This window comes from Leisingera methylohalidivorans DSM 14336 (assembly GCF_000511355.1).
Classification (GTDB): Bacteria; Pseudomonadota; Alphaproteobacteria; order Rhodobacterales; family Rhodobacteraceae; genus Leisingera; species Leisingera methylohalidivorans.
In genome coordinates, this window is record NC_023135.1 from 3,560,921 (window position 1) to 3,577,548 (window position 16,628).

The 16,628-nt window shown below is 57.5% G+C and carries 18 protein-coding genes and 1 tRNA gene; 4 read left to right on the forward strand and 15 right to left on the reverse strand.

Going from position 1 to position 16,628, the window contains the following annotated elements:
- The first annotated feature begins 57 nt into the window (after positions 1–57).
- The gene (locus METH_RS17370; protein ID WP_206777820.1) at positions 58–1,185 is read left to right on the forward strand and encodes a DUF3800 domain-containing protein; all 1,128 of its coding nucleotides are present in this window, start codon (positions 58–60) and stop codon (positions 1,183–1,185) included.
- Positions 1,186–1,221: 36 nt separating this feature from the next.
- Here the strand turns inward: METH_RS17370 and METH_RS24130 are convergent, their stop codons facing one another.
- A complete protein-coding gene (locus tag METH_RS24130) occupies positions 1,222–1,374 on the reverse strand; it encodes a hypothetical protein (protein WP_156927523.1) in 153 nt (50 codons plus the stop codon).
- 304 nt (positions 1,375–1,678) lie between these two features.
- On the opposite strand from METH_RS24130, the gene METH_RS17375 reads away from it, so the two are divergent.
- Positions 1,679–2,332: a recombinase family protein gene (locus METH_RS17375; RefSeq protein ID WP_024091782.1), complete on the forward strand. Its 654-nt coding sequence runs from the start codon at positions 1,679–1,681 to the stop codon at positions 2,330–2,332.
- Positions 2,333–2,498: 166 nt separating this feature from the next.
- Entirely contained in the window at positions 2,499–3,428 is a 930-nt protein-coding gene (locus METH_RS17380; RefSeq protein WP_156927524.1) for a hypothetical protein, read from the forward strand.
- Positions 3,429–3,505: 77 nt separating this feature from the next.
- Here the strand turns inward: METH_RS17380 and METH_RS17385 are convergent, their stop codons facing one another.
- From METH_RS17385 to METH_RS17445, 13 genes are all read right to left on the reverse strand, one after another.
- Positions 3,506–6,331 carry a DNA polymerase gene (locus METH_RS17385; protein WP_245602917.1) on the reverse strand — a complete coding sequence of 942 codons (2,826 nt, stop codon included), beginning with the start codon at positions 6,329–6,331 and terminating at the stop codon, positions 3,506–3,508.
- Between the two features lie 817 nt (positions 6,332–7,148).
- Positions 7,149–7,514, reverse strand: coding sequence for a hypothetical protein (locus METH_RS17390; RefSeq protein WP_024091785.1), 366 nt, complete (start codon positions 7,512–7,514; stop codon positions 7,149–7,151).
- A gap of 83 nt (positions 7,515–7,597) precedes the next feature.
- Positions 7,598–8,722 (reverse strand): tyrosine-type recombinase/integrase, encoded by a 1,125-nt coding sequence (locus METH_RS17395; RefSeq protein ID WP_245602918.1) that lies wholly within the window; start codon positions 8,720–8,722, stop codon positions 7,598–7,600.
- Between the two features lie 162 nt (positions 8,723–8,884).
- Positions 8,885–8,959 (reverse strand) — tRNA-Phe (locus tag METH_RS17400).
- Positions 8,960–9,040: 81 nt separating this feature from the next.
- Entirely contained in the window at positions 9,041–9,244 is a 204-nt protein-coding gene (locus METH_RS17405; RefSeq protein ID WP_024091787.1) for a DNA gyrase inhibitor YacG, read from the reverse strand.
- Positions 9,241–10,263: a ribonuclease E/G gene (locus METH_RS17410; protein WP_024091788.1), complete on the reverse strand. Its 1,023-nt coding sequence runs from the start codon at positions 10,261–10,263 to the stop codon at positions 9,241–9,243. Before METH_RS17410 ends, METH_RS17405 begins: the two co-directional genes overlap by 4 nt.
- The gene (locus METH_RS17415) at positions 10,260–10,841 is read right to left on the reverse strand and encodes a Maf family protein (RefSeq protein ID WP_024091789.1); all 582 of its coding nucleotides are present in this window, start codon (positions 10,839–10,841) and stop codon (positions 10,260–10,262) included. The genes METH_RS17410 and METH_RS17415 overlap by 4 nt, the downstream gene beginning before the upstream one ends.
- A 176-nt stretch (positions 10,842–11,017) precedes the next feature.
- Complete coding sequence (infA, locus tag METH_RS17420) at positions 11,018–11,236, reverse strand: translation initiation factor IF-1 (protein ID WP_005620785.1); 219 nt, start codon at positions 11,234–11,236, stop codon at positions 11,018–11,020.
- Between the two features lie 83 nt (positions 11,237–11,319).
- Entirely contained in the window at positions 11,320–12,198 is an 879-nt protein-coding gene (locus tag METH_RS17425) for a carbon-nitrogen hydrolase family protein (protein WP_024091790.1), read from the reverse strand.
- Positions 12,199–12,347: 149 nt separating this feature from the next.
- Entirely contained in the window at positions 12,348–12,938 is a 591-nt protein-coding gene (locus METH_RS17430) for a GNAT family N-acetyltransferase (protein ID WP_024091791.1), read from the reverse strand.
- A complete protein-coding gene (locus METH_RS17435; RefSeq protein ID WP_024091792.1) occupies positions 12,935–13,345 on the reverse strand; it encodes a ketosteroid isomerase-related protein in 411 nt (136 codons plus the stop codon). Before METH_RS17435 ends, METH_RS17430 begins: the two co-directional genes overlap by 4 nt.
- Positions 13,342–13,800 (reverse strand): arsenate-mycothiol transferase ArsC, encoded by a 459-nt coding sequence (locus METH_RS17440; RefSeq protein ID WP_024091793.1) that lies wholly within the window; start codon positions 13,798–13,800, stop codon positions 13,342–13,344. Before METH_RS17440 ends, METH_RS17435 begins: the two co-directional genes overlap by 4 nt.
- 3 nt (positions 13,801–13,803) lie before the next feature.
- A complete protein-coding gene (locus METH_RS17445) occupies positions 13,804–14,283 on the reverse strand; it encodes a UPF0262 family protein (protein ID WP_024091794.1) in 480 nt (159 codons plus the stop codon).
- A gap of 160 nt (positions 14,284–14,443) precedes the next feature.
- Here METH_RS17445 and METH_RS17450 point away from each other — a divergent pair, with 160 nt between their 5' ends.
- A complete protein-coding gene (locus tag METH_RS17450; protein ID WP_044008742.1) occupies positions 14,444–15,202 on the forward strand; it encodes an SDR family oxidoreductase in 759 nt (252 codons plus the stop codon).
- A gap of 83 nt (positions 15,203–15,285) precedes the next feature.
- Here METH_RS17450 and hisD read toward each other — a convergent pair whose 3' ends face one another.
- On the reverse strand, positions 15,286–16,587 hold the full coding sequence (gene hisD / locus METH_RS17455) for a histidinol dehydrogenase (protein ID WP_024091796.1): 1,302 nt from the start codon (positions 16,585–16,587) through the stop codon (positions 15,286–15,288).
- Positions 16,588–16,628: the final 41 nt, after the last annotated feature.

The window sequence follows — 16,628 nt, forward strand, 5'->3', positions numbered from 1 at the left end:
CGTTGATCACGCTAAGGTTGAGTCCCTAGAATACTTCTTGCGGGAGCGGTTGAAGTGTTGATTGCATGCGATGAAGCTGGACACACCGGCCCTGACCTTTTAGCAAAAGACCAAAGATATTTTGCTTTTGCGACAGTGAATATTTCGGATGAAGAGGCCTGGGCGCTGATTTCTTCGGCACGGCAAACCCATCCAGTCCAGATGCCGGAACTCAAAGCATCGAAGCTCATGAAAAGCAACCAGGGTCGGAGGCTTATTTCACATATAGTAGAGAAGATTGACGGGAAGTTTGCCATCAACGCCCACGACAAACTTTTGGCGCTTTGCGGCTGGGTATTTGAGTACATTTTTGAGCCTGTTTACCAACATGACCCGCGCATCTTCTATCAGAAGAATTTTCACCGCTTCATTGCTATGTTTTGCTATCTTTGGTTCCAAGATGAAAATTCCAACGCAAAGGACGCCTTGGTGCAGTTCCAAGCATTCATGAGAAGCAAGGACATAGGCGATGCACCATTTCTATTTGAGTTCAAAGGGGGAGCAATATCAGGGAAACCTCATCCATTCGAATTGATTCAACGCTTTGCAACTGGCCATAAAGAAACCATTTCTCGCGACATCGCGAATATCAAGAAGCACACCACCGACAATGGCACTTGGACGCTTGATCTCTCTGCGTCCGGCCTGTGGAGCCATCTCAACTACTGGGGACGGCAGAAAATGCCACTCACAGTCATTTGTGACGACAGCAAGCCTCTTCGCGCTATCGAAAGAGATCTGGATGATGTAGGACGCAATGCGGCTATTGAGAGAGCGAGAGTTCTACTAGGTGCACAAGGGTTGGGATGGGACTTCGCGAAACCGCTTGAATTTGTCGACTCTCGTGCCCACCCTTCGGTCCAAATCGCAGATATCCTAGCAAGCACTACCGTGTTTGTCTATTCTTCAGGCCTTCCCAAGGGGTTAGAGGCAACAGGCGAGATCATGGATCGTGGTATGCTTCAGGATTCAATTTTCCCCGATTATGACTTGGTGAAATTGGAGAGTGATAATGCTAAAATCGACTACGCCGTCCTTTATGAACTCGCAGCAACTGCGGAAGGTCGCGGCACTGGAGTGTCAATCGAAGAGTACTATCAGATAGTGGAGAAAGGAGTCTCTTCGGGAGAATTGAAATTTGAATAGGTCAGCGTTCACTGTGTCCTACTAGTTATTCCTTTATCAGCGTGGACGATTGTGTATGGCTGAGCACTCGCTTTTGCTGGCAATCGATATACAAGCGTTTTGCAGCACATCCAGTATCGCTTCTAACTTTTGAGTTTTATAAGCGCCGTGTTTATCAGGTTCACCCTTGTAGTTCAGGAAGTCTTTCATAGCCTGTGTTTTGCCAATTAGTTCTCCTTGATATCGGCCGAGAGCGTTGTTTTTTTGCTCCCCACTCGACTTCCATATTTGGTAAGCCTCCGCGGGTCAGATCCAAGTAGCATTCAATAGCTGCAGCGCGCCCATTGATGTTCTCCACCGATTTTCCAGTGGGACCGATTGTGGGAAACTGTTCTAGCTCAAGTAGGTCAGGAAGGATCAGGCAATCACAACACCCATCAGCGTTGATATAGCTAACAATCCTTCGGACGCCGTCTACGACAAACCAACGTTTGTCGGCTACGAAGGGATCAGAATGGCTGAATATGTTGTCTACTATCGGGTTTCGACGGAACGGCAGGGGCGGTCTGGCTTGGGGCTGGAAGCGCAGCGGGCGATGGTCGAGCAGTTCCTTCAGCCCGCCGACAACGTGATCGCCGAGTTCACCGAAATCCAATCCGGCAAACGGGACGACCGGACCGAGCTTTGGAACGCGATCAACCTCGTCAAAAAGACCCGGTCCAAGCTGCTGATTCCGAAGCTGGACAGGTTTTCCCGGAAGGTGTCGTTCATATCAGGGATCATCGACCAGGGCATAGAGCTGACCGTCTGCGAACACCCGAACGTCTCAATCTTCTTCCTGCACCTGCTGGCCTGCTTTGCCGAGGAGGAACGCCGTCAGATCTCAGAACGCACCAGAGCGGCGCTCAGAGCCGCCAAGAAGCGGGGAACGGAGCTTGGCCGGAACGCCCAAGCCTTGGCGGTGCAACGGCGGCTAGAGAAGCAGGATTTCTTCGAAACGATACGCGCTGAGTTCGAACAGGCAGTTGCCGAGGCGGGATCTCTTTCCGGTGCTGCACGGCTCCTGAACGACCGTGGCGTGAAGACAGCCAAGGGCGGGAAGTGGTATCCGCAAACAGTCTGCAACTACAAACCGCTTTCCGTGGCGGGGCATGCGAGATGCCTTTGAGCGTAGACGATTCAGCTCAGCATGCGAACTCCAAGGTACGAAGATTGATGCAACGTAGGCAGTCAGTACCGGTACAGTGAAACATAGCATCGAGCCAAGTCTTGCAAGGTTCTTTCAGGTATAGCTATATTTCGGTGGCCACGGCGTGTAATGAACTTTTCACAAATTGCTGGCTGCCAAAAATTTTGAGGACAGAGAATTGGTCAAATCGCAAAGAAATTTCGATAGATGGCAAGCATTTGAGCAATCAACCTGGTCTTACCAATTATTTTCTCAATACGATGATCAACTGGGGGTAATGCTCACCGCCCAGCAAAATGCTAGCAAGTTTACATATAAAACGCTTGGTAGAAACGGAACGAAGCCGCAGGACAGCGCTGAAAGCGCTCTTGGAACAGGAGACCGTTTTCTCAACTCGTTTAACGATATCACCCACTGGTCCAATGTTTACGGTGATTTCGCAAACTGGACGCATCTTAACGCAGCGTTAGCATGCGCTTCAAATTTGGAAACCTACATGGTGGGTGTAATAGATCTTGCGATAAGGTCCGCCCCAGCTTCTCTCTTTGGGACAAAACACGCGCTGGACGGCTCAGTTCTTCTCAAATATGGAGCGCCGACATTCGACACCAAAGACTACATCATCTCCTGCACCAAGGGAGACTGGAGCAAAAGACTCGAAGCTCTAGAAAAGATATTTGGACCACTACCTCTTGAGCTGAGACATCAACACGCAAGCCTCGAAAGGCTTCGAAAGCTGCGGAATAATGTGGGGCATGCATTCGGGAGAAACATCGAGAATGCGCAATACCACGGATTGCGTGAACTTCAGCCAATGGAACGGTTGTCGCAAAAAAGTCTATACAGCACGATGAGGGCTTGCCGAAAATTCGCAAAGGTGCTGGATGATTTTCTGTTAAATGAATATGTCGGCGATTTTGAGGTAATTCGATTTTTGAGCGCCCATCATAACGACGTTACTGGTGGCACCTTAGGAGAGCGAGTGATGGCTCTAAAAAAGGCGATCGGCGCAACAGGTCAGCCGCGAGGAAAAGTATATTTGAAAGGTCTTCTGACTTACTGGGATAGCTTGTAACATCAAAAACTAGTCATGGGCCACTCTACAATCGTCGTTTTGATAACTGAACAACTTCCCGGCCATCGCTCCTCCCCCTAATCCTTCATCCGATCACGGGGAGGCAGTGTCATATCAGCACTCGCCACATCCAAGCTGAACGCAGCCTTCGGGGTCACGAACTGATCAATCTCCAGCAGCGGAAACAGCTCCCGCCGCACAGCCTCAAGCACCGAAACCGCCTCGGCAGTACGTGGCACCTGATGCGGCGTGAACACCGTCTTCTTGCGAGCATTGTCCAGGTCGGTCTTTGTGCACGGCACATCCAGCGCATCGGCAAGGAACTCGGCAAGCTCCTTCACCTTTAGCTTCGAATCCTTGGCCAGACGCTCCCGCCCAAAGGCATTCGGCTTCAGCTCATGGGTGCCCGCCTTTCGCAGCTTGTGAGCAATCGCCAAATCCCGGCGGAGCCGCTTCAGCGGGCCGTCCGCCTTGGCCAAGTACCTTCCGGCATCCCCTTGTGCGGCCAGCTTGCCTTCGAAATAGGAGGCGAAGGCTTGGTAGTCCCGTACGGTCTTCAAGCAATGCGGAGCTTCCTTGTTGTACTGGGACCAGATCGCGCGGACGGTGTTGAACTGCTCCACGGTGTCCCAGGGACCGGTCGAGAACGCCAAATGCTTGCAGGTTTTACCACTGCCGTATGACGCCGACACTTCGCCCGCCTGGGCAGGCCGCCGCTTCCAATCGAACTCCATGGACAGCCGCCGATCCATCGTCTTGTCAACGAAATCCATACCCTGTTCATACATCTCGCGAATTCCAGCACCCATGGTGACCAGCAGCTTGTCCGTGGGCTTGCGCTCGAAGAACAGGCGGGTGATTTCAGCGTTCTGCTCCGACTTGGACAAGAGGCCGTCAAGCTTGATGCCGCCCTTGGCCAGTACCACACGTTCGTCCTCTTTGGGCACCATTCCGGTCCCTTCCCAATCGGAGGGAGACGAAGGCTGCAGTGTCGCTTGGCCTCGTGTCCTCCACCCAACGGGCTGACGAATGACATGCTTGATCTCGTAGATGCCCCATTCTCCGGCAAGCATACGGCGTGCGTCCAGATACCTGCGCCCCAGAGGCCCGAATGCAGCCGCCCGCATTTGCTTGTCGGTGGCCGTAGTTAGAAAGCCGTCCGTGGTGACGCTGAAGATCTGCACCTCCGGCGGCAGGGCATTCATGATTTCCCCCAGGACGCCCCGGCAGAAGGCAGTGATGAAAGCAGCAAAGACAGGGTTGGTGATCTTGCTTGGCTCCAACGGTTTTGTCTCGGCATCCCGCAAATCGTATATCCGCCGTTCCCGCAGGCCCTGGGCGGTCTTGCCGTAGGTCGAATTGACCAACTCTTTCCAGAATAGGTTATCTAGGGACTTCTTGGGGTGCTTCAGCCGCTCGTTGATGCAGTTGCTGGCAAAGCCGATGAACGGACGTTTCGCAGGAGCGTATTCCTCCGTCCGGCTGATGATCCTGTCGCAGTCGATCTGCCGCCCCTCGACAAGGCTGATCCTGCAGCCGAGCTGCTTGGCCAACAGGATTTCGCTGATGTGGGTCGTGCTGTTGCCTTTGCGGGGAAACAGCAGGCCGTTTTCTGTTCGTACTGGCAGAACAGGATACCGAACGCCATCAGGGAACTCGAAATCTACATTGGCAAAGGCCAGATCGTCAGGCGCAAAGCGGGTCAGGAGTTCGTCAGTGCTGCCAATCGCCCTGATCGTATCCCAATGCGGAGCGCCGATGAGCGCCATTGCCGATGGGTATGCGCTGGCGAGATCATAGTCATACCAAACACCTTCCGGTGCCGGGCCAAACCAGAACTGCTCATTGCGCCCGCCATGATAGCACTCGGTGAAAAAGTCCTCGTTCCAGTGCAGCTTTTGCGTGGAGACAGTTTTCTTCCGTGTTTTGGACTGGTTGTGCTTCTTGCTCCAGTAGGTTTCCTCCACCTCTTCCTTTGCTACGACCGCCAGCGGATCGAGGCCTTGCCCCTCCCAGTAGCTCCGGATGAGGTCGACCCCGATGGACGTCAGGGTAACCGGCAGTTTGAACTTGCCGGTCTTGTCGCAGTACAGCCGGATGATCCTGGATGTGTACTGGGCGCAAATCTCTGCATCGCGGATGGCATATTCCCTGAACAGCCGCCAATTCGCCTCCATGAACTCGGCCATGTGCTGCTTGTAATGCAGCTCCTTGTCGGGGTCATCGGAAAGCTTCAGCTTTTCAAAGCCCAGAATGTCCCCGAGCTGAGCAAGGCTCTTTGCCCCCGTCGGAGCCAGGGCAATTGTGTCCCGGATTTTCACCTTCAGCCGGATAGGCCTGCTGCCACCGGCCCGCTTCAGTTTCACGTCGATGTCCTTGCTGACGTTCATGAACAGATTGCGGACGTTTTCGAGGTTCATGGCCTTGCGGGAGGCCTCGTCCTTGAAGTCGCTGAACCCCGGCACGTCAGCACGGGTGAAATGCGCCACCAGATAAACATCAACGGGAACCTTCAGATCCGGTAATGCCCGGAACCCGGCAGTGAGGGCATGTTCCACAAATTCCGTCACTGTCAGCCTTTTGTCATCACCGCGTCCCTTGGGCAGCACAATGCCGGACCAGTGCGGCTCGCTGTCAGCGTTATCCGGCGTGATGACTCGGCAGCTGTACTGATAGGAAAGCACCTGGTTCCGCAGCTCGACCTGTCCATCGGCGTTGGTAACCGTCTCCCTTTGGTACTCGGTGTCAAAGCCGATCACCAGGTAACGAGGGTGGCCGGAATTCGGGCTGTTCTTGCGGAGGAACTGGTCAGTGCGGAAGTGCCTGCTGTCTTGCATGGGAGCCTGATCTAGGTGAGCGTGCCGACTTGCCAGAAATGGTAAAAGTCGTTCGCCCACACCCATATGACACAATTACTATTTTTGCCAGCTATGACGGCAGCCAGGGCTAGCTGCCGGGGCTGTGGGATAATCTGCCCCGTTTCCGGGTGTCTGGGGGAGATTCTCCCTTTTTGACCAAATCGCCATGAAACTCGGGAAACCCGGGGACCTAAGCGTATAAATAGCATCACACACAGAAACACGCCGTACACACAGCCATATTGAACACAGCTCGCAGCTCTCTCGTATCAGGAACGCGATACAGACAACCACATAGACAGCCCGAAGCGTCATGCGATCAGAAGGTAATCTCCGCCGGATGGTGCCGAACCGAATCCAGTAGGTCAGCAGACAGGACGTCATCGAATAGTAGGGTCAGGGGACAGCGAAAGCGGGGGAAAGGTGAAAGCCCCCATCAGAGAGCCAGAGCAAAACAATTGTCATCACGAGACGGGGAAGTGCCGTCGCCGAGCTAGCCGAATTGCCGTCCACGTAAAGCTAGCACATCGGTCCGCTGTTTGAGCAGCACGTAGGCTGAGACCGGATAACCGCCAGCCGCGCTTTGGAAAGCAATCGTGTGTGGATGGTTTGTCAGACCTTCGGGTCTTACAGGCTTCTCCTTAACGGATAGGAGAAGTATGTCCAAAACCCAAGAATACCAAACAGATACAAACGCAGTTCTTGATCACGAAGTGATCAAGCGATTGGCCAAAGATCGGCTATGGCTTCACTTCGTGAAGTGCTTCGCAGGTGCCATAGGATTTGCACGCTGGTTGGGCTGGGCGGGCTGAGTTTAGAGTTCGGCCTTTGGCCAAACTGGTTCTGCAGCCCGCCTGCCGTCTCATTTGCCGAAGCGGCTCCGGATGGCCGACGCGGCACCTTCCAGCACGTCATCCAGCTTGCCTTCGCTGGCGAGGGTCTTCAACTTCTGAAGGTTCTCGGCCACGTCCTTGGCATCGGTGCATTTGATGGCGTTCAGGCCAGGGGCCAGCTCAAGCGGAGCTTTCCCGTAGCGGGGAGAGATGAACCAATCGCCCTGATCCGATTTCCACACCCAAGTGCTTTTGATCGTGCTGGCATCACCATCCGGCATACCCGCCAACTGCTTGTCGATGGCGGCGATGAATTTCTGACGGCGCTGGCTCGACGGCTGGCTTGCCTTCGGCTTCTCGGCGGCTTCAAGTTTGAACTGTTTCTCAAGTGCCATTGGGGTCTCCTTTGCTACCCCAAAGGCGTCCTCCTTATCCCAATCGCAGACAACGCCGCTGTTCCAGTCAACGGCCTGCGGGGCTAGTCATCCCCACGTGTCTGTAGGTTTTCGATCAGCTCTTTCGTGGGGGCCATGTTCTTCAGATAAAAGCGTTCCAGCTGGTCCACCGACGTGCCAGCATTCTTGGCCAGGGTGTAAAGGTTCACCTTACCCTGGGAGCCTCTGAGGCGTGCTTGGATGGCATAGTGCCGGAGGGAGTACGGAGACAGCTTCCTGTCCTCGTCCAGCAGCTCGGCCTTTTCAAGGATATGGTTGAACAGACGCCGGGCGGTGTTGATGGCTGTCCTGCGGTTGGAATATTCCGGCATCCACACATAGCCGTTCCGATCAGGGCCGATCTCGTCGAACGGATTCAGAGTCCCGAGATAGAGGGGGACAGCCAGCGGCATTGTCACGCTGGTGCGCCCACCGGTCTTGCCGCCACGGACGTTCATCTCCAAGTGCGGCGGGTCGCCTTTGACCTGAATGTCCTTGTGCTTCAGCCCGAACAGCTCGCCCTCAGTAGGCCGAAGGAAGGTGTGAACGACAAACCGGAACATCTTGGCATGGTGGCCGGTGATCTGGACGCCACGGACCATATCCCCACGTTTGGCACACTCACCGGCAGCCTTCATGAACCGTTTGTATTCGTCGTCCGTGAAGGTGTGTCGTGGCGTGTCCACGGTCTTCTGCTTCGGCATCACCGGCAGCACGTTCAGAATGCCGTCTTCCACCGCCAGGGTCAGCACCTTGCGGATGATGATTGTGTGCTTGGCCTTGGTCGATTCTGCCAGACGCTTTGGCCGGTTCTCGTCCAGATGAATCAGGTAATCCCGAACCTTGCCGGTGGTGATCTTCGTGACATCATACTTGCCGAAGTAGCAGATCAGCCCGTCCTTGGATCGGTTCAGCAGCTTGTTGTCGCCGTCTGACCACTTGGACTTGCCTTTCTGAATGCCCATCAGCTTCTTGGCATAGTGCTCGAAACTGGTGGCTTTCTTCTGAGCATGGTCGCTGTTGGCCTTGCTGCGGTATGAGTCGGCAAACTCATAGGCCACTTCAATCGCATCCAGCCGGGATGTCTCCTTGGACGACCGGTGGACGTATTTCCCTGCAAGGGGGTCTCTGAAGCGAATAAGCCAGTACGGGCTTCGGGCTGTCAGCACGATGGCCAGCCCTTTCCGGAGATGCTTGATCTTGAGTATTCGGTTTTTGGAATCTTGGGACAAATCGAGCCCGTCAGAGGAGTGTATAACTGTGTGTAACTTTTACGGGTGAAATCTGACGATCTCAACGGACCAAATAAATCAACTATTTCAGTGATTTAGTGGTGCCCGGGGGCGGAATCGAACCACCGACACGAGGATTTTCAATCCACTGCTCTACCCCTGAGCTACCCGGGCACGGGAAGGCTTGTCGCCTTGGGTGGGGGCCTTCTATGACGTGCGCGCAGCGGTGTCCAGAGGGTTTTTGAAAGAAATTCACTAATGCCGGGTTTGAGGTGTTTTTTCGTCCGCCGGCAATGTCTGCCGCGCTTCTTCCGGAGCGTTTTCAATATCTTCCGGCTCCAAACTGGGCACCGCATAGATGCCGTTCAGCCATCTGCCGAGGTCAATATCAGCACAGCGTTTGGAGCAGAAAGGCCGGTGTCCCCTCTGCGCTTCCCCGCCGCAGATCGGGCAACTCATTTCAAAACCTCCCGCAGGGCGATGCGGCTGCGTTTACGCTGCATTTCGAAGTGGCCAAGATTGGTCCAGCCGGCCAGCACCGTCTCCTCCGACTCGGACCGGACAGCCGCCCGCAACGCTGTTTCAAAACCGCGGCGGTCCTTTTTCGGCATCGGCGCAAGATCCAGTACAATCTGTCCGGCCAATCCGCGCACACGCAAGGCTCTGGGCAATGCTTTGGCGGCAGCCATATTGGCTTTGACACCGGCCGCCAGCGACGTGTCGGACCCCGTATTCACGTCCACCGCAACCAGCGCACGGGTCGGCTCGATGAACAGGAAGCCGCCGCCTGGCAGCGGCTCACGGATGCCCAGAGCAATGTCCAGCGCGTCCAGCACCCCCAGACGCTCAAAGCCGCCGGAGCCGCGTTCTATGTCCGCAGGCTCCACCCAGTCGCGCCAGGCCAGAAGATGCGGCGTGTCGCCTTCGGCCAGCACCTCAGATTCGGACCCTTCGTCCTGCATCACCTGCATTGCCAGTGCGGCCATGGCAGCGACGTCTTCGGCGATCTCCCCGCTGTCCGCCCCAGCGCAGGCCGAGCGCAGGATCAGCCCATATCCGGTTTCGCCCATTTCCTCATGGGCAATTTCCAGCAGGCGGTCTCGCTCGTCTTCGTCTCGGATGCTGCGCGAAATATTCAGGCCCGGCGCCTCGGGGGTCACAATGGCGTAACGGCTTTTGAACAGCAGTTTCTGGGTTACCGGGATCGCTTTGCCCGGCTCGGCAATACCGGAGACCTGCACCAGAAGCATCTGTCCGGGCGCCAGCCCCTTGACCTGACGCAGGAAGGCCGGCCCGTCAGGGGTGGTCAAGAACATGCCCCCCTGCCCTTTCACCGGCCGGTCGGCACGGGCGCGGTAGATCGTACCAGGCGACGGTGCGTCGCTGTCGATCAGGAAATCCTCCAGTTTTCCATCCACCATCAACGCAGCGGCTTCACGGTCCTGGATATGGTCGAGGATGATAGTGCGGCCCTTCATGCGGCAGCCTCCTGATACAATGGCAGCCCGGCGGCGCGCAAAAGGTTGGCGGTCTCAGACAACGGCAGCCCGACTATCCCCGTGAAGGAACCGCTGATCCACGGGATGAACGCCCCGGCGGGGCCTTGAATGGCATACCCTCCGGCCTTGCCTTCCCAATCGCCCGTCGCGAGATAGGCGTTCAATTCCACGTCCGACAGGTTTTTCATCTTTACCTGGCTGACCACGTCCTTTTCCCAGACACGGTCGCCGCGGCGCACGGCGACTGCCGTAATCACCCGGTGGCGGCGGCCCGACAAGGCCAGCAGAAACTCTGCCGCCTCGCCCGCATTGCGTGGTTTGCCCAGAATCCGGCGGCCCAAGGCCACCGTCGTATCCGCACACAGAACCACATCCCCTGTCCCCGCGGGGACAGCTTCAGTTTTTTCCCTCGTGACCCGCACGCAATAGGCCCGAGGCAGCTCATTCTTAAGCGGAGTTTCGTCAATTTCCGGCGGACGCACGCTGTCGGGATGCACCCCGAGCTGTGCCAGTAGCTGCAGCCGCCGCGGGCTGCCCGATCCCAGAATGAACGCCATGCCGTGGCCCTTCTACCTGTTTGCGCCTGTCATACGGTGAATACCGGCAGCGGGAAAGCACCGCGCACTTTCCTCTGGCCGAAAATACTTCCGCCCCAGGCGGCGGCTGCAAAGCCGCTGTAAAAACAAAAGCCCGGCAAAGAGCCGGGCCTTGATAGTCTTGTCGGATCAACTGCTTATTTAAAGCGGTAGTTGATCCGGCCCTTGGTCAGGTCGTAAGGTGTCATTTCAACCTGGACCCGGTCGCCTGCCAGAACACGGATGCGGTTTTTACGCATCTTGCCTGCCGTATGAGCGATGATTTCATGGCCGTTTTCCAGCTCGACCCGAAACGTCGCATTAGGCAGGAGTTCCTTCACGACACCGGGAAATTCGAGCGTATCTTCCTTGGCCATGTTGTCTCCATCATTGGGTTACCCCGCAAACTGCGGGACGTGCGCTTAAATGGGGGCATTTTTCCAATATTTCAAGGGCTCAATCAGGTTATGACGGCCTTTGTGACCGATTTCACCCGCGGCATTTGCTCTTCCCAGTGCAGCCGGTTCAACACCCCGCCGTCAGCCCGGACATGTGCTATAGCTTCAAGGTCCGCCTCCCCATAGGTCCAGCCGGGCCGGTTCATGCCGCCTGCAGCCAGCACACCGGTTTCCGGGAACCCCTTGTCCGGCGGACCGAAAATGCCTCCCATGCCGGTATTTGCGTCTACCGACTCGGACCAGTCGTAGCGGCCCACCAACGACGCCATCACCGTCACGCACTGGTTTTCCAGCGCCCGCGACATTGCCCCGATACGTACCCGCCAGTATCCGGCCAGCGCCTCGGTGCAAGAGGGAATCAGAATGACGTCCGTTTCTGCAAGTGCGCGGCCCAGCAGCGGGAATTCACTGTCGTAGCAGATCAGCACGCCGATTCTTCCCAGCGCGGTATTGAATATCTTGAGAGGCCCCCCGCCGGTGATGCCCCATTCTTCGCGCTCGAAACGGGTCATGATCTGCTTGTCCTGATGGCCGCGTTTGCCGGAGGGCGCATAAAACTCCGCCCGGTTCACCGGCTGGGCCGATCCGCTGTTCACAGGCGCTGAAGCCCCCAGGATATGCACCCCGTGTTCGGCGGCGAGCTTCAGGTGAAGGGCGGCGGCGTCTTCCATTTTTTCCGACACGGAATGGATCGACTGCTGCAGATCGCCAGCAACCGCGGCGCCGTCCAGCGTGGACAGCTCCATTGCACCGTATTCCGGGAACACCAGCAGCTCTGCCCCGTTGCCAGCTGCCTCTGACACCCAGGCGGCCAATTTGTCTTCATACTGGGCCCAGCTGTCGAGCCAGTCGAGCGTATAGGCGGCGGTTGCGATTTTCATCCTGTCTTCCCTTTTTACAGATGCAGCCCATACATTCTTCCGGATATTTCCGGCGGCCTCCGGAAACGGGGTGACTTCCGTGCCCCCCCTGTGCACCCCTCATGCAGCGGTCCTGCGGAAAGCCCCTCTGCATGACCGCTCCGGCAGTGCTACAAATCCCGGCCCCAGAACTGCAGCGGCTTCTTTGTCTCTTCAGACTGATCCACATCTTTCCAGGAAAAATGCGCGATGACGCCATCCAGGGGCTGATAGCCGCGCTTGCGCCAGAACGGGTCAAGCGGCGCATAATCTGCAGGCCGCAGCGGGTGGTCCGCCGGACGTTGCACCCCGCAGAACGCGCATTTACGGAAACCGTGTTTGCGGGCATGGGCCTCGCGCGCATCGAAAAAACCATGCCCGGCGCCGCGTCCGCGGTAGTCCGGAAGCAGCACGGATTCGGCACAGTAAAAAACGTCGCTCAGATCAATGCCGCTGCCGTCAAATGCGGTTGCGAAATCATCCGCATGGTCGGCCAGCGGCGCACCAGTAGAGGCACCCACCAGAGTGTCTCCGTCAAACGCGCCGACAACAACAGCCCTCGCGCTGTCGCGGTAGCGCTGCAGGTAGTCCCGCTCATAGGCCAAATCACCATCGTAAAGATAAGGCCAATCCCGGAACACCTTGATCCGCAGGCGTGCGACATCGTCCAGTGCGGTCTCCAAAGCCGCACCGGTCATCGCTTCGATGCGGAGGGCCGTCATGCGGGGGCCGGCTTGCCGGACACCTGCGCGATCCAGTCCGCCAGGTTGTAATAGGTGGTCAAACGGGAAATCTTCCCGTCTTTCAGCTCAATGAACGATCCGCCGGGCAGGCGGTAGGTCTGGCCCTTGGCTTCGGGAAGGCCTTCGTCAGTCACCAGATAGGTGCCGTTGACGATGAATTCCGCCGCTGCGCGGGAGCTGTCCTCAGAAGAAAAAATAACCATATCGGTCAGCTCTTCTTTGTAGCAGCGGCTCATATGCGCACAGAACGCGGCGAACTTCTCCTTACCTACGCGGATCTGCCCCTCGTTGACGTGGTGGGCAATGTTTTCGTCAAGGCAATCGAGCATTGTCTCAGTGTCGCCAGCGTTGAAGGCTGCAAAATAACGCGCGATGGTGTCGGTCATGTTTTCTCCGTTGGTTCGCCCCAGCGATTCTTCAGATGCTGGATGATTTGGTCCCGGGTTTGCCGGTAGACATCTAGCTTGGCTGCGCGCGTCTCACCCAGCCCGGTAGGGTCCATAATCGGCCAATATTCGACATCAAGGTGAAAAAAACGGGTGAGTTCCAGCGCCCGGCGCTGGCTGGCCGGCGACAGCGCCACCACTAGGTCAAAGGACGACAGATCATCGCCCCAGCGCTCCATCTCGTCAAACGACCGGGAGCGGTGCCGCGAAAGCTCGACATCAATTTCCTGGCAGACGGAAATCGAAAAGCCGTCGATCTCCATGTCGTTCTTGACACCGGCAGACTGCACATAGGTGCCGGTGCCATAGAATTTCTTCATGATGCCCTCCGCCATCGGCGAACGGACCGAATTGTGGTCGCAACAGAACAGAATGGACTGCGGCAGCTCCTTCACCGGTCAGCCTCCGAAGTGCAAGACGCAGATCAAGGTGAACAGGCGCCTGGCGGTGTCGATGTCGACTTCGGCCTTGCCTTCCAGCCGTTCCTGCAGAACCCGGCTGCCTTCGTTGTGGATGCCGCGCCGCGCCATGTCGATGGTCTCGATCTGACTGGGCGGCATGGTTTTCACTGCACTGAAGTAGCTTTCGCAGATTTGATAGTAGTCCTTGACCACCTGACGGAACGGCGAAAGCGACAGGTGGAACTCTGCTGCTTTCTCGCCCGCTTCGGTGTTGACATCAAAGACCAGCCGCTTGTCGCGGATCGCCAGTCCCAAATGGTAAGGGCCGGCGGGCAGATCGCGTCCCTCGCGGGACGGCAGCGCAAAACTGTTGCCCTCGATCAGGTCGTAAATCGCCACTTTGCGCTCCTGCTCGATCTCGGGCGTCGGAGGCGGCAGATTGCGGTCGTCCAGTTCGATATGGCTGATGCGGCTCATGGGTCTTTGTCTCTAAAATGCGCTGAGGCGTCCGGCCATGAGTATCGCACCGCCGCGCCTGGGGCAATGCAGCAGCGGGCGTCAAAGCCTGAGCCATTTGCGGCAGTGCTTGACAGGCCACGCCCGCACGCACAGCTTGCCTGCAACAGGAGACAGGATGATGACAGGGCTTGAACGATTTTCCCTCAAAGGCCAGCGTGCGCTGGTGACCGGCTCCACGGAGGGGCTGGGGTTTGCCGCCGCCAAACTTCTGGCGGAAGCGGGCGCCGAGGTCTGGGTGAACGGACGCAGTCAGGACCGGGTTGCGGATGCGCTTGCCCGGATACCCGGCATCGCCCGCCCACTGGTTCTGGATGTGGCTGATGAGGGATCTGCAGCCGCGGCATTCGAGGACATCGCCGCTGAAGGCGGGCTTGATATTCTGGTCAACAACGTGGGGCAACGGGACCGGCGCGGCCTGACGGAATTCACGCGCTCCGATTTACAAGCGTTATGGGATGTTGATCTGGTCGCCCCGTTCCGCCTTGCGCAATTGGCCGCCGCTCAAATGGCGCCGAAAGGATATGGCCGCATCATCAACATTTCCTCGATTGCCGGCCTCATCGCGCAATCAGGGGATGCCGCCTACACAACTGCCAAAGCCGGCATCAACGGCATGACCAAGGCCCTGGCGGCCGAGCTTGGCCCCAATGGCATCACCGTGAATGCTATTGCCCCGGGATTCTTCAAAACCAGCCCCAACATGGCCGCGGCCAGCGATCCGGAAATCGCTGTAAAACTGAGAAATGCCACCTCGCTCGGCCGCTGGGGCGAACCGGAAGAGCTGGCTCCGGCCATCCTGTTCTTTGCTTCGCCCGCGGCCTCATACGTCACCGGGCAGGTGCTGGCCGTGGATGGCGGGTATACCTCGCACTACTGAACGGCCAGTGCTTTCTTTCCGGTTCGAGATACTCCGGTGTGAATGCGTGCGCCGCGCGCAGAGGGGCAGCGCCCCTCAATGTCTCAACCGTTCAACGCATCCAGCCGCGCCGTGACAGACAGACCGTGCGCCTGCAGGCTTTCGCTGTGTGCCAGGATTTCCGCCGCCGGCCCGATTGCCCGCAGAGAGTCCGGCGTCATCTGGCTGAGAGTCGTGCGCTTGAGGAAGTCCAGAACAGACAGGCCGGAGGAAAACCGGGCCGACCGGGCGGTGGGCAGCACGTGGTTGGGGCCGCCCACGTAGTCACCAATAGCCTCGGGCGTAAATTGCCCCAGAAAAATCGCTCCTGCGTGCACCGTCTGTTGGCTCAGCGCGGCAGGGTCTTTGACGCAGAGCTCCAAGTGTTCCGGTGCTATGCGGTTGGACAGCGCCGCAGCCTCATCCAGATCCCGCACGGTGATCACCGCACCAAAGTCCCGCCAGGAGGGTCCGGCAATTGCACGGCGCTCCAGCGTTTCCAAACGCTTGTCCACCGCCGCTGCCACAGCCAGGCCAAAACCCTCGTCATCGGTGATCAGAATCGACTGGGCGCTTTCGTCATGTTCGGCCTGGCTCATCAGATCCAGCGCAATCCAGTCAGGGTTGTTGTCCTTATCCGCAATCACCAGGATTTCAGAAGGGCCCGCAATCATGTCGATGCCGACCTTGCCGAAGACCCGGCGCTTGGCGGCGGCAACAAAGGCATTGCCGGGGCCGGTGATTTTATCGACCGGGGCGATGGTTTCAGTGCCATAGGCCAGTGCCGCTACAGCCTGAGCGCCGCCGACCCGGTAGATTTCATCCACCCCTGCAATCTTTGCAGCCACCAGCACCAGCGGGTTGATCTGTCCGTCCGGGGTCGGAACCGTGACCGCCAGCCGCTGCACGCCTGCAACCTTCGCTGGAATAGCGTTCATCAGCACCGACGAAGGATAAGAGGCCAGTCCGCCCGGCACGTACAGACCAGCTGCCGAGACTGCCGACCAGCGCCAGCCCAGGCTTGCGCCTGTCTCGTCCGTCCACTGCGCGTCTTCCGGCATCTGGCGGGCGTGGTACGCGCGGATGCGTTCAGCTGCCACTTCCAGCGCCTCGCGCTCCTCTGCAGAAACCGCGGCGATGGCCGCCTCCACCTCTGCACCGGTGATCCGCAGCTGCGCGGGGTCCAGTTCCATCCGGTCAAATTTCGCTGTCAGCTCCACCAACGCCGCGTCACCGCGGGCGCGCACATCGGCGATGATCCCAGCCACGACAGCGTCCACATCCGGGCTATCCTCGCGCTTGGCACCCAAAAGAGCGGCAAAGGACTGTTCGAAATCAGAATCGGCGGTATTCAGAAACTGCGGCATCGGGATCTCCTTTGGCCCTCGCATAGCTTTATGCCAGCGCG

Bases quoted from the DNA above. Each gene is read 5' to 3' on its own strand.
- METH_RS17445 (WP_024091794.1), bottom strand. From the start codon at position 14,283: ATGAGCCGCATCAGCCATATCGAACTGGACGACCGCAATCTGCCGCCT.
- METH_RS17425 (WP_024091790.1), bottom strand. From the start codon at position 12,198: ATGAAAATCGCAACCGCCGCCTATACGCTCGACTGGCTCGACAGCTGG.
- METH_RS17430 (WP_024091791.1), bottom strand. From the start codon at position 12,938: ATGACGGCCCTCCGCATCGAAGCGATGACCGGTGCGGCTTTGGAGACC.
- METH_RS24130 (WP_156927523.1), bottom strand. From the start codon at position 1,374: ATGAAAGACTTCCTGAACTACAAGGGTGAACCTGATAAACACGGCGCT.
- METH_RS17375 (WP_024091782.1), top strand. From the start codon at position 1,679: ATGGCTGAATATGTTGTCTACTATCGGGTTTCGACGGAACGGCAGGGG.
- METH_RS17415 (WP_024091789.1), bottom strand. From the start codon at position 10,841: ATGGCGTTCATTCTGGGATCGGGCAGCCCGCGGCGGCTGCAGCTACTG.
- METH_RS17405 (WP_024091787.1), bottom strand. From the start codon at position 9,244: ATGAGTTGCCCGATCTGCGGCGGGGAAGCGCAGAGGGGACACCGGCCT.
- infA (WP_005620785.1), bottom strand. From the start codon at position 11,236: ATGGCCAAGGAAGATACGCTCGAATTTCCCGGTGTCGTGAAGGAACTC.
- METH_RS17410 (WP_024091788.1), bottom strand. From the start codon at position 10,263: ATGAAGGGCCGCACTATCATCCTCGACCATATCCAGGACCGTGAAGCC.
- hisD (WP_024091796.1), bottom strand. From the start codon at position 16,587: ATGCCGCAGTTTCTGAATACCGCCGATTCTGATTTCGAACAGTCCTTT.
- METH_RS17385 (WP_245602917.1), bottom strand. From the start codon at position 6,331: ATGGGTGTGGGCGAACGACTTTTACCATTTCTGGCAAGTCGGCACGCT.
- METH_RS17390 (WP_024091785.1), bottom strand. From the start codon at position 7,514: ATGGCACTTGAGAAACAGTTCAAACTTGAAGCCGCCGAGAAGCCGAAG.
- METH_RS17450 (WP_044008742.1), top strand. From the start codon at position 14,444: ATGACAGGGCTTGAACGATTTTCCCTCAAAGGCCAGCGTGCGCTGGTG.
- METH_RS17435 (WP_024091792.1), bottom strand. From the start codon at position 13,345: ATGACCGACACCATCGCGCGTTATTTTGCAGCCTTCAACGCTGGCGAC.